Source organism: Colwellia sp. SU-HH01217, assembly GCF_057543495.1.
This window is the reverse complement of the sequence record NZ_BAAJLX010000004.1, coordinates 1-12,421: the sequence shown is the minus strand read 5'-3', so window position 1 is coordinate 12,421 and position 12,421 is coordinate 1. Positions and strand designations below refer to the sequence as shown.

Annotated in this window: 13 protein-coding genes; 8 read left to right on the top strand and 5 right to left on the bottom strand. The window is 36.1% G+C overall.

Going from position 1 to position 12,421, the window contains the following annotated elements; translation table 11 throughout:
* The first annotated feature begins 2 nt into the window (after positions 1–2).
* The 3 genes from hscA to AC27G3_RS06725 all read left to right on the top strand — a co-directional run bounded on the left by hscA (position 3) and on the right by AC27G3_RS06725 (position 2,433).
* Positions 3–1,862, top strand: coding sequence for a Fe-S protein assembly chaperone HscA (gene hscA, locus AC27G3_RS06735; RefSeq protein ID WP_487120001.1), 1,860 nt, complete (start codon positions 3–5; stop codon positions 1,860–1,862).
* A 6-nt stretch (positions 1,863–1,868) separates the two neighbouring features.
* Entirely contained in the window at positions 1,869–2,207 is a 339-nt protein-coding gene (fdx, locus tag AC27G3_RS06730) for an ISC system 2Fe-2S type ferredoxin (protein WP_487119999.1), read from the top strand.
* A 64-nt stretch (positions 2,208–2,271) separates the two neighbouring features.
* Positions 2,272–2,433: a diguanylate cyclase domain-containing protein gene (locus AC27G3_RS06725; RefSeq protein WP_487120403.1), complete on the top strand. Its 162-nt coding sequence runs from the start codon at positions 2,272–2,274 to the stop codon at positions 2,431–2,433.
* Positions 2,434–2,447: 14 nt separating this feature from the next.
* Here the strand turns inward: AC27G3_RS06725 and AC27G3_RS06720 are convergent, their stop codons facing one another.
* Entirely contained in the window at positions 2,448–3,332 is an 885-nt protein-coding gene (locus AC27G3_RS06720) for a LysR family transcriptional regulator (protein ID WP_487119997.1), read from the bottom strand.
* Between the two features lie 265 nt (positions 3,333–3,597).
* On the opposite strand from AC27G3_RS06720, the gene AC27G3_RS06715 reads away from it, so the two are divergent.
* Positions 3,598–4,428, top strand: coding sequence for a sulfite exporter TauE/SafE family protein (locus AC27G3_RS06715; RefSeq protein WP_487119995.1), 831 nt, complete (start codon positions 3,598–3,600; stop codon positions 4,426–4,428).
* A gap of 144 nt (positions 4,429–4,572) precedes the next feature.
* Here AC27G3_RS06715 and AC27G3_RS06710 read toward each other — a convergent pair whose 3' ends face one another.
* Together AC27G3_RS06710 and AC27G3_RS06705 are read right to left on the bottom strand one after the other, a co-directional pair.
* Entirely contained in the window at positions 4,573–5,601 is a 1,029-nt protein-coding gene (locus AC27G3_RS06710; protein WP_487119993.1) for a methionine synthase, read from the bottom strand.
* Positions 5,602–5,663: 62 nt separating this feature from the next.
* Positions 5,664–6,641 (bottom strand): DUF1852 domain-containing protein, encoded by a 978-nt coding sequence (locus tag AC27G3_RS06705; protein WP_487119991.1) that lies wholly within the window; start codon positions 6,639–6,641, stop codon positions 5,664–5,666.
* A 519-nt stretch (positions 6,642–7,160) separates the two neighbouring features.
* Here AC27G3_RS06705 and AC27G3_RS06700 point away from each other — a divergent pair.
* The 3 genes from AC27G3_RS06700 to nhaD all read left to right on the top strand — a co-directional run bounded on the left by AC27G3_RS06700 (position 7,161) and on the right by nhaD (position 9,949).
* On the top strand, positions 7,161–7,409 hold the full coding sequence (locus tag AC27G3_RS06700; RefSeq protein WP_487119990.1) for a hypothetical protein: 249 nt from the start codon (positions 7,161–7,163) through the stop codon (positions 7,407–7,409).
* Between the two features lie 318 nt (positions 7,410–7,727).
* Positions 7,728–8,303, top strand: coding sequence for a CBS domain-containing protein (locus AC27G3_RS06695; RefSeq protein ID WP_487119988.1), 576 nt, complete (start codon positions 7,728–7,730; stop codon positions 8,301–8,303).
* Positions 8,304–8,572: 269 nt separating this feature from the next.
* Positions 8,573–9,949, top strand: a complete 1,377-nt coding sequence (gene nhaD, locus AC27G3_RS06690; protein ID WP_487120402.1) for a sodium:proton antiporter NhaD — start codon at positions 8,573–8,575, stop codon at positions 9,947–9,949.
* Positions 9,950–10,165: 216 nt separating this feature from the next.
* Here nhaD and AC27G3_RS06685 read toward each other — a convergent pair whose 3' ends face one another.
* The gene (locus tag AC27G3_RS06685) at positions 10,166–10,786 is read right to left on the bottom strand and encodes an MlaC/ttg2D family ABC transporter substrate-binding protein (RefSeq protein WP_487119986.1); all 621 of its coding nucleotides are present in this window, start codon (positions 10,784–10,786) and stop codon (positions 10,166–10,168) included.
* A 227-nt stretch (positions 10,787–11,013) separates the two neighbouring features.
* Positions 11,014–11,598, bottom strand: a complete 585-nt coding sequence (locus AC27G3_RS06680) for a TetR/AcrR family transcriptional regulator (protein WP_487119984.1) — start codon at positions 11,596–11,598, stop codon at positions 11,014–11,016.
* 155 nt (positions 11,599–11,753) lie between these two features.
* Here AC27G3_RS06680 and AC27G3_RS06675 point away from each other — a divergent pair.
* A partial coding sequence (locus AC27G3_RS06675) for a hypothetical protein (RefSeq protein WP_487119983.1) occupies positions 11,754–12,421 on the top strand: 668 nt, incomplete at its 3' end.

The window sequence follows — 12,421 nt, the reverse complement described above, 5'->3', positions numbered from 1 at the left end:
ATATGGCCTTATTACAAATTGCAGAACCTGGACTTAGTACTGTTCCTCATGAACATAGATTAGCAGCAGGGATTGACTTAGGTACCACAAACTCTTTAGTTGCTAGTGTAAAAAGTGGCGAAGCACAAACGTTAACTAATGAAGCAGGCGAGGATATTATTCCTTCTATTGTTAGTTATCAAACATCAGATGTATTAGTGGGCGAACAAGCGCAAGCTTATGCGGTCAGTGATGCTGAAAATACTATTGTGTCGGCAAAGCGCTTAATTGGTCGCTCACTCAAGGATATTAAAAACAAATATCCCTCTTTACCTTATACTTTTGATGGCGATGAAAACCATCCTGAAATACAAACACGCCAAGGCTTAATTAATCCGATACAAGTGTCTGCCGAAATATTAAAAAGTTTGAATACACGTGCTGAACAAGCATTAGGTGGTGAACTGACAGGTGTTGTTATTACAGTACCAGCACACTTTGATGATGCACAACGTCAAAGTACAAAAGATGCGGCAAAAATTGCTGGTTTAAATGTTCTTCGACTATTGAACGAGCCAACCGCCGCGGCTGTTGCATATGGCTTAGATTCTGGACAAGAAGGTGTTATTGCTATCTATGATTTAGGTGGTGGTACTTTTGATATCTCAATTTTAAGACTAAACAAAGGTGTATTTGAAGTATTAGCTACTGGTGGTGATTCTGCACTCGGCGGTGATGATTTTGATGTAGCTTTGGTTGACCATATTGTTGAGCAAGCAAACTTAACAAGACCCTTATCAACATCGTTAGAGCGCCAACTTACACAGCAAGCGTGTATTGCCAAAGAGCAGTTGTCCGTAAAAGAAAGTGTAGAAATTAAATTAACACTTGATGACAAACCATGGTCGATGACATTAACTAAAGACGTTTTTAATCGTTTAATTGCCGCTTTAGTTAATAAAACACTTCGAGCGTGTAAACGTACATTAAAAGATGCAGATATTAGTGTTGATGATGTGATCGAAGTGGTAATGGTGGGGGGCTCTACTCGTACACCATTAGTGCGTAGTGAAGTAGAAAAACACTTTAAGAAAACACCATTAACATCAATCGACCCTGATAAAGTTGTTGCTATTGGCGCTGCTATTCAAGCTGATATATTGGCTGGCAATAAGCCTGATTCTGATATGCTGCTGTTAGATGTTATTCCACTCTCACTTGGTTTAGAAACCATGGGTGGTTTAGTGGAAAAAGTAATAGATAGAAACACCACAATTCCTGTGGCTAAAGCACAAGAATTTACCACCTTCAAAGATGGTCAAACAGCTATGGCTGTTCATGTATTACAGGGTGAACGTGAGTTAGTTGAAGATTGCCGATCTTTAGCGCGTTTTGAGCTTCGCGGTATTCCACCAATGGCCGCTGGTGCTGCGCATATTCGCGTTACCTTTAAAGTGGATGCTGATGGCTTATTAGAAGTTAGCGCAATGGAGAAGTCCACAGGTGTTGAGTCAAGAATTGAAGTTAAACCATCATTTGGTTTAGATGATAAGAAAATATCAGAAATGATTGTCGATTCTATGACAAACGCTAAGGGTGATATTCAAGCTCGTATGGTTAAAGAGCAGCAAGTTGAAGCCTCTCGTGTTATTGAGTCGATTCAAGCCGCGTTAGTTGACGACGGCCACTTGTTATCAAAAGAAGAAATTACAGTTATTGAAAATGCTATTTTATCATTAGAAAAAATAGCGCTTAGTGATGTTGCTGACGATATTGAAGCGGCCATCGAAATATTAAATGACGCCACCGCTACCTTTGCAGAGCGCCGTATGGACTCGTCCATTCGTAGCGCTCTAAGCGGTCACTCTGTAGACGAGGTTTAATCGACAATGCCAAAAATTATATTTTTACCCCACGAAGAATTATGCCCAGACGGGGCTGTAGTAGAAGCAAACACTGGCGATAGTGTTTTAAATATTGCATTAGAAAACCATATTGATATTGAGCATGCGTGTGAAAAAGTGTGTGCTTGTACTACATGCCACGTCATTATCAGAGAAGGTTTTGACTCACTCGAAGAAGGTGATGAGCTTGAAGAAGATATGCTTGATAAAGCATGGGGTTTAGAGCCTGAATCTCGCTTAAGCTGCCAATCTATTGTAGCTGACGAAGATTTAGTTGTTGAAATTCCTAAATATACAGTAAATATGGTATCTGAAAATCATTAATTGACTTTGATTTAGAGTATATAATAGAGGGTAATAGCTGCAATGTTATTACCCTTTTTTGTGAATTTTTAAAATTCTTAATGTCTCAATACTGAATCTATTTCTTGATCTCAATAAGTTTAAGCCGATTAATGATAGTTTATCGCATTCTGCTGGTGACGCTATGCTTAGTGAAGTTGGAAAAAGAGAATGTATGAATCATTACCAATGCCAATGGTTTCAGTAAATGATTTTAGCTAGCTATTTTGTATTTTTAGCTTGGGTAATAAAGTCGTTTAAATAACTAATTTTATGCTCGTCTTTGCGAATGCCGATAAAAATTTGCTTATTTATCCCTTTTTCTCCGAAACGGATACTTTTAATAGGCATTGACTTTGAGTATTCATCTACTAGCCATCCTGGCAAAGCGCAAACTCCACGACCTGCCGCTACCATTTGTAACATTATTTCAGTGGTTTCAATATATTTATGTTTTTTCACTGAACATTTTGCAGGGTTAAGAAATTGGCTAAATATATCAAGCCTAAGTGGTTCCACTGGGTAACTAAGCAACACTTCTTCACTTAATTGTTGTGGCAGCACAGCATTTTGTTTTGCTAGTTTGTGAGTCTCTGAAACGACGAGTCTATGCTCGTAATCAAACACAGGAATATAATCAATTTTAGGCTTAAATAGTGGATCTGGTGTAATAAGTACATCGATTTCATAGCTCAGAAGTGCACCTAAAGCGCCAAACTGAAATTCCTGCTTCACATCCATATCGATATCTGGCCATTGAACTAAATAGGGTTGTATTACTCGAAGTAGCCATTGATAACAGGGGTGACACTCCATACCTATTCGTAACGAGCCCATTTCACCTTTCGCAATTTGGTTTAATAAAAGTTCGGTGTGTGTAAATTGAGGTAAAACTCTATTCGCTAATGTTTGAATACGCTCCCCAGCAGCCGTTAGTCGTAAATTTCTGCCTTCTTTTTTCCATATAGGGGTAGCTATTTGGCCTTCTAGTTTTTTGATACTATGACTTAATGCTGATTGAGATAAATATAAAGAATCGGCGGCTTTTGTTAAAGTTCCATGTTCTTTTATTGCAGTGAGTATTTCTAAATGGATCCTTTCCAACATTGCTAACACCAACTTTAATTATGAGCACTTTTCACTAATTAATGAAATTATATCACTTTTATTTATGAGTCATATAGATTTAAAATTAATTGATTATATGTAGTAAAACTTTTTAAAGACCAATAGTTCCTAAATTGACTGTTATAGGCGATGGTCAGTTAATCGGTCGATTATTCGTGTTCTTTGTAAGTTACCTACCTGATAAAACATGCGAACTTTCGTGCTGTGAGTGAGCTTTCAAACATTAAAATAAAAGAAGTTATTAATGAATATCATTGAATTTATAACGGGTAATTTTTCTACCGTTTTAGCATTAGCTGGTACTGGTGTATTTGCCGGGATTTTAGCCGGATTATTGGGCGTAGGTGGCGGTATTGTTATTGTTCCTGTGTTGTTTTTTTTATTTCAGAGTTTTGGCGTTTCACCAGAGTCAGCAATGTTAATTGCTACCGCGACTTCTTTAGCGACTATTGTGCCAACCTCTATTAGCTCTATTCGCTCTCACCATCTCAAAGGTAATGTAGATTTTGAACTATTAAAGCGTTGGTCAATATTTATCTTAATAGGAGTTTTAGCTGGAAGTTTTCTGGTGACCCGAGTTAACGGTAGTTTACTTACATTGCTTTTTGGCGTAATCGCAACACTGTCTGCGTTAAATATGCTGTTTAGAACGAAAAAATCAGCAATATTTCAGCAATTACCTAACCAACCCGGCCAAATGGCTATTGGCACGTCAATAGGTTTTTTCAGTGCGATGGTTGGCATTGGAGGCGGCACTATTTCTGTGCCATTACTTACTTTATACAACTATCCAGCGCATAAGGCTGTTGGTACTGCTTCGGCTATAGGTTTAATTATTTCGTTGCCTGGAGCATTAACTATGTTATTAATTGGCAGCACACCAAGTGATGCACCAGCAGGAACATTGGGGTTAGTGAATTTAATTGGTTTTATTTGTATTGTGCCGTTAACGGTGTTTTTCGCTCCTGTAGGTGTATCGATTGCTGCGAAATTAGATGCTGTAAAGTTGAAGAAAGTGTTTGCGATAGTATTACTATTAACGGGTTTGCGTATGCTAATGCAAATTTTTCTTTAACCCTTTCATATGATCATAATTGTTATATTGTTTGTGAGCTGTTTGTGTGGTGTGACGGTGCAAGTTACGCTATATGACAAAATCTTAAGGGGCAACAGCCCCTTGTTTTACTTGTTTCTTGATTAATACGAGAAACAGGTGGCTTTAGGCAAGTAACTCTTTTCTTACTATGTCGGCGCCTAAATTCAATGCCTTTAATTTACCTTGTGCGACTTTTCGCGATAGGGGAGTCATTCCACAGTTAGTACAAGGGTAAAGTTTATCTGCATCGACAAATTGCAGAGCTTTTCTCAAGGTTTCAGCTACTTCTTCAGGTGTTTCAATGGTATTACTCGCCACATCAATCGCTCCAACCATAACTTTTTTTCCACGAATAAGTGCAAGTAATTCTATAGGTACATGCGAGTTATGGCATTCGAGTGAGATGATATCGATAGTAGATTCTTGTAGTTTTGGAAAAGCCTTTTCGTACTGTCGCCATTCTGAGCCTAAGGTTTTCTTCCAGTCGTTATTGGCTTTAATGCCATAACCATAGCAAATATGTACTGCAGTCTCACATTTTAGGCCTTGAGCCGCTCTTTCTAAACAAGCGATGCCCCACTCATTAACTTCATCAAAAAACACATTAAATGCTGGCTCATCAAACTGAATAATGTCTACACCTGCAGCCTCTAATGCTTTGGCTTCTTGGTTAAGTATTTTGGCGAACTCCCAGGCAAGTTTTTCTCGACTTTTATAGTGGTTATCATAAAGCGTATCTATCATCGTCATTGGGCCCGGTAAAGCCCATTTAATCGGCTGGTTGGTTTGTTGTCGTAAAAATTTGGCATCTTCTAAAAACACAGACGTTGATAAAGAGACAGGGCCAATTACTGTGGGGACACTTGCCTCGTAACGATCTCTAATTTTTACCGTTTTACGCTTTTCAAAATCAACACCGTTAAGGTTTTCAATAAAAGTAGTGACAAAGTGTTGGCGTGTTTGCTCACCATCACTCACAATATCTATACCTGCCTGTTGATGATCTTGTAGTGACAACCGTAACGCATCTTGTTTGCCAGCAATAAGCTCCTCACCTTTTAATTTCCACGGCGACCATAGAGTTTCAGGCTCTGCAAGCCAAGAGGGCTTTGGTAAGCTGCCTGCAATTGATGTTGGTAATAATGTATTCATAATAAATTGTCTTATTTGTTAAGTGTTTTTAACTAACGGTGTATTGTAAAAGTGCTAATGCGTTATTGTGCGTAGTTGGCCGACCAATGTTCGAGTACTGTTTGATAAGGCTTAATAAAGTTTTCTTCAGCAAATTTTCCTTGCTCATTAGCTAGCTTGCTTCGTTCTTCCCGGTCATAAACAATTTGAGTTAATGAATGATCTACATTCTTTAAGTTAGGTTGATAAGACTTTCCTGCAACCGCATTCGCATTATAAATTTCAGGGCGATATATTTTTTGGAATGTTTCCATCGTGCTAATTGTGCTTATTAACTCAAGGCTAGTGTAATCATTTAATAAGTCACCAAAAAAATAAAAAGCCAAAGGGGCAACACTATTAGGAGGCATAAAGTAGCGAACCTGCAAGCCCATTTTTTTAAAGTATTGTTCGGTTAAAGACGATTCATTTGGCTGATATTCAACGCCTAGTACAGGGTGCTGATTTTCAGTTCGATGATACGTTTTGTTATCAGAAACACTTAGGCATATTACAGGAGGCTTGTTAAAGTTTTTACTGTAACTACTTGAATTAACAAAATATTGGAAGAGCTTTCCATGTAGCTCTCCAAAATTATCTGGAATACTAAATTTTGACAGGTTTTTGTTATGATCGTGCAGCAATACGCTAAAGTCGTAATCTCGTACATAAGAAGAAAAATTATTGCCGACAACACCTTCAATGCGTTTATTAGTTTTATGATCAATTATATTGGTTTTTAATATTTCTATTGACGGAAAACTTTGATCATTGTTTTTCACTTTCATATCAACAGATATGATTTCGAGCGCTACAGAGTAGCGATCGCCTTTTGGGTTATCCCAATGCGCTAGGGCATTAAAGCTATTATCTATCATCTTTAACGCCCTACGTAGATTATCTCCACGACTGGTTCCTCTCGCTAAATTTGCAAAATTAGTTGTGATGCGCGTATTGTTAGCGGGTTGATAGTTTTCATCAAAAGAAATGCTTTTAATAGAAAATGTAAAATCTTTACTCATTGTGATTAGGTATCCTGTTGTTGAAAGTAAACCAATTTTTATTCCTGCGAAATGTTCTCAAGATTAATTAGTTTTGGTCAGCTAATAGAGCACTTACACTGTTGTAATATTGATCATAAATGTCATGAAGAAATCATTACCAAGTTGGTGTAAATGAAAACATAAGGTGATTTATACGCGGAACGATTGATGAATAAAATTGATTTTATTTCATTAATAGATGAAATTTACTCATATACCTTGGTTGGTATTGTTTAAAGGGACATTACTATTTTATTGAAGAGGAAGATTAGTTAGCTTAACTTAAATAAAGCCAATTAAAGTTAGCCTACCCGCGTTAACAGCGGCTTCTTTAGTTTATGATATTGCGAACTCAGTTGTAAAAATCAGATCCTGAATTATAATATGACATATCTTATTGCTAATAGTTAATTTACTATTTTCATAGCCTACATTAAAATTAAAACTATGAATTACCAATCAATACTTAGGCTTTTAGCCGCTTTATCAATAATAGTAATGACTCACTCTTTTGCTGAGCAAAATGCTTTTATTGCTGATAAAAATAGTTTGACGTCAGGTGTTCAATTTAGTTTTGATTTATCGTTAGAAGACGAGCTTGATAATGAACCTCAGTTTTATTTATCGCTTGCTAAACAGCAAATATCAGTAAATTGCTTAGCAATAGTTGCTCCCTCTTTTGAGAAGTTTTACCTAAAAGATCTATTTCTTGATTATACCAATCAACGAGCTCCACCTTTGATCTAATGTTTCATGTTAAGCGTGTTCATTAAATCATTATGAAAGTGGCAGTAATTTGAGTTGGTAGTTGAAGTACTCAGTTTTACGCTTACATGAAAACATTTACCTTTGTCCTTTATTGTTTTGGCTACTATTGATTTTGAATTTAATATTATTTTATTGCCAAGCCAAAATTTCTTTTAAAAAAGGTAGAGTTTTAATGAACTTGAGTAGACGTTTTCAAAAAATCATTAGCTTCATCAACATGAAAGCTCAAAAGAATTTAGTAATAGCTGCTCAGTTAAAACATTAAAACATACCTCAATATATAAAATTGAGATGATGATGAAAAATTTAGCATTAGTTGATCTGGAAAAAATAGACAAAATTGTAACGCCTGAGCAATGGCACGATATTACGCTTGATTCACCTGCTGAAAGTATATTTACCGATTTTCATGAGCTTAACCCATTAACGGTCGAGGCGAGAACTTTAGCTGTAGATGCCCTTAAGTTAATGAGAGAAGCTCACGTTCATATGAAAATTGTTATATCTAAAGATGGTGATTTTTTAGGAATAATAAGCACACATGAGTTACAAGAACAGAACATTATCCATGAAATCAGTAAAGGCATAGCACGTAGTGAGTTACGAGTTAGTGATTTAATGCTAACGAGAAACACTCTTCATGCTTTTGATTTTGCTGCATTACAAGAAGCGACAGTGGCAGATGTAGTAAATGCTTTGCAAAACCATAGAGTTCGACATTGTTTAGTACTGGATAAAAAGCATCACCATATTCGAGGGGTAATATCTTCTAGCGATATAGCAAGAACATTAAAGTTACCTGTAGAAATTGATATGGGAACTTCTTTTAGCAAGATATTTAGTGCGATTCATCAGCCTGAGATTGTAAATTAACTTAAGCTCTTGAATTTATACAGTGTAGGGAGCCTTAGTATTATTTAGCTGATTTTAAATGAATTTCTCTGAATTAACTGCTAAGAATGCTAAGCCCCTACTTTAATAAATGCTTATTTAAAACTAGGTAGTTAACTAACATGAAATAATGCCAATAATGCTTTAGTGAATATTATCACTTCCTCTCAAACTAACTTGAAAATTAATTTAACTACCAGAGAAAAATTTTGAAAAAAATCATATCCACTGTCTTACTTTTTTTAACCTCAATGCCTGTAATGGCTGCTAAAGCTGGGGAGATTGATCTCACTAGCTCTGTTTTCGGCTTAACATCATTAACTATTTTTATTATTGCTTATTTATTGGTAATCGGTGAAGAGTTCATTCATTTAAGAAAATCAAAACCTGTGCTAGTGGCTGCAGGTATTATTTGGTTAATTATTGGCTGGGTTTATACACAACATGGAATGCCATTAGCGGCAGAAGAAGCGTTTAATCATAATTTACTGGAGTATGCTCAGTTACTACTGTTTTTATTGGTCGCAATGACCTATATAAACGCTATGGAAGAACGAGGGGTATTCGATAGCTTACGCATTTGGATGATATCTAAGGGACTAAGCTTACGTAGCTTGTTTTGGGTAACGGGGTTTTTAGCCTTTGCTATTTCATCCTTTGCCAATAACTTAACTACCGCGATGTTGATGTGCGCGATTGTACTGAAAGTGGCGCCTAAAGATTTAAAGTTTATTAATATTGCCTGTATTAATATTGTTGTAGCCTCTAATGCTGGTGGTGTATTTAGTCCTTTTGGTGATATTACTACCTTAATGATATGGCAAGCAGGATTAGTAAAATTTGAACAATTTTTTGTTTTACTTATCCCATCATTCGTTAATTTTTTAGTGCCTGCGGTAATTATGAGTTTGTTTATTTCTAATGAAAAATCGGCACCAATCATCGATGATGATTTTGTGATTAAACGTGGGGCTAAACGTATCATATTTTTGTTTGTTCTAACGATAGCAACCTCTGTGCTTACTCATAGTCTTGTCAATATGCCTCCCGTATTAGGCATGATGATGGGCTTAGGATATTTACAGTTTTTAGGTTTTTATTTAAGAAAAAGTTTACCTCGGTCATTAAACAAAAAAAGGACTAAAGCTCAAATAACCCAAGATGAGAAAGCTTTGAAGCGATTAGGTAATATCGTGCCTTTTGATATTTTTGATAAAATAGCACGTGCCGAATGGGATACATTATTATTCTTTTATGGGGTGGTAATGTGTGTGGGTGGCCTTGGTTTTATGGGCTATTTAAGTTTAGTTTCCGAAGCTTTATATACTCATTGGAACCCAACGTATGCCAATATTGCTGTCGGTGTATTGTCTGCAATTATTGATAATATTCCCGTTGTTTTCGCTGTGCTTAGCATGCATCCGGTAATGGACCTTCAACAATGGCTTTTAGTCACTATGACTGCAGGAGTAGGCGGGAGTTTGCTTTCTGTTGGCTCTGCAGCAGGCGTTGCGTTAATGGGACAAACTAAAGGTAAGTATTCGTTTATTGGTCACCTTAAATGGAGTTGGGCGATTGCTTTAGGTTATGGCGCAAGTATTTACGTGCATTTTTTAATTAATGGTTAACATTTAAAAAACGAAGATCGTATTGTCTAAAGGGGTAATAGCATTCAATGTTGTTATCCTTTTTAGTTTACTAGCAGTGTACAGGTTCTGTGTTTTCAGAGGTAACCTTGTTAATCAAAAACTATAGAGTGAAAATAGTTCGTTAGGTTATTCTAGCGCTGGATTACTGTTTAGGTAATCCAGCTACGTTTTTCTGAAAGGACAAACTACTAGATGCTATTTAGCGATAGATGCTAACTCTATCGTTACTTGATCTATTCCCTGTTTGGTTATTCTACTGCTTATTTCAGCTTGTTTAGAGCTTAAAAGTGAAATCCCTTCTACTACCATGTCAAAGGCTTTCCATTGTTTTGTTTTTTTGTTTTGACGCATTTTAAATACTAAATCAATGTCAGGACGATCATTGTCAATAATTTTAGTATTGATAGCGACAATGCGTTTACCGTTTGTTGGTTTTTGTGGTTCAAAAATAACGTGTTGATTTTTATATTGAGTGAGTGCTGTTGCGTAGGTTCTAATTAAATAACTTCTGATTGACTCAACAAAGGCGGCGCGTTGTTCTTTAGTGGTTTTAGATAAATGTTTGCCTAAAATTTTATACGCGGCATATTTATAGTCGATTGAAGGCATTAGCTCTTCTTCAATAATCACTCTCATATATTCTGGAAATTTATTGATTTCAGATTGGCTTGATGAAATACGAGCAAAAAGTTGATTTCCTGTATTTTCAAGTACGATGTATGGAGACATTTCTTGACTGCTCGCCTGTGCCGAATTGATAACTAATGTAATAATGATGAGCAAAATATAATGGTAGTGTTGCATGAGCTTTAGCATGGTGTATTGTCCAATTTAATAAGTTAATGGTTGTTGCTAAACGAAAGCAAAAACAAATTTGTGTCGTATTTTTACTGTAAACCGACCGCTCGGTTTAAATTAAAAGCGATAATAACACCGACCGGTTGGTTTGTAACTGGTTTGTAAATGTTTTTTAGCTTAATTTATACTAAATAGGAATATGAGCGCAGAGAATCAATGAGTGGGAATAACTTTTTCGATACAAATTATTTTTTAAGGTTTTGTAAATAAAGACAAAGTTCAGTGATTACTTGTTCAAACAACACTTTGTTTCGTGAGCTTTTACTTAAACTGGTAGAGCCGTGAAAAGTAGCAACAATAAAATAGGCGACTTGGCTAAAGGCAATGTCATCTCTTAATTGGGGCTTAAAGTCGGTTAATGCATCAATAATTAATTGATTGAGTTTTTCTTGCATCGCTAAAATACGCAGTCGAAAGCCTTCATCTACATTCGCCATTTCTTCACATAGATTATTCAATGGACAACCACAAACAACTTCGCTACAAGTCATTTCTTCGCACATAGAGGTAAAGAATTCACACAAACCATCAATAGGATCATCTGCCGCTAGCGCTGGTTGCCATGTTTCAAGAAAAGCGGGCACAAATATTTCTTCAAATACCGCATAACCTAATTCTATTTTGTTGGTAAAGTGATAATACAGCGCACCTTTAGAAATACCACATCGGTTAAGAATAATAGACAAGCTAGTCGCTTTAAAGCCATGCTGATGAATTTCATCGGCAGAAACTTCTAAAATCTTTTGACGGGTTTGCTCAGCATCACTCATTTTACAGCTCTTAATTCAATGGTTTGATAACAGCTGAATAATAACCAACCGAGCGGTATGTTGCAAGTTCGTCTGTTTAGGTTATTATCCTTTATCAAAGTGTCCAATGCTATTAGAGCAGTTCAAAAATCCAAAATAACTAGAATGGAAATCACATGAAAAAAAGGACTTTGCTCTTCTCCCTTTTATTAGCGTCAAATGTAAATGCAGAATCAACTGTTCCAGAATCTATTGAACTTAAAAGTAAGTTTCAATTCGACATACGAGATAACACAGGTAAGCTTCACTTTGGTCGATATCTGAAATCTGCTTCAGAAATTACCAGTGCCACATCTTGTCAATTGACTTTTAGTGCTGATGATGATTTTTACAATACTTACTCAGGAGAGTTAAGCCTAATTACTGATGATGATGGATTAATCCTACCATTCTTTCAAATCAAGTCTCTTTATATTGATGAAAATAGTCGTTATTGGGCTAAAGAAATAGATGACGTTATATATAAAACAGGGACACTGACTGCTAACAAAGACAGTTGGCAGCAAGATACTATTAAACGAAATCACTTTTTATTTGCACCAACTATAGATCACGCACAACTAGCATTTCATCAAATCACAATGGGCCAACCATTACATGTTGATATGAAGCGAAAAGAAGCGCCATATAACGTGAGTATCAAAGTTGAGCCATTGTCTGCAACATATGCATCATTGGTAAGAAAATGTATTAAGTTAATGGATGAAAACACTAGTTTTGTTGCTAAAGAAAAAGCCCCTATTCGAAACAACAGCATTCAGTTAAGCATGTTTGCGTTGAATGG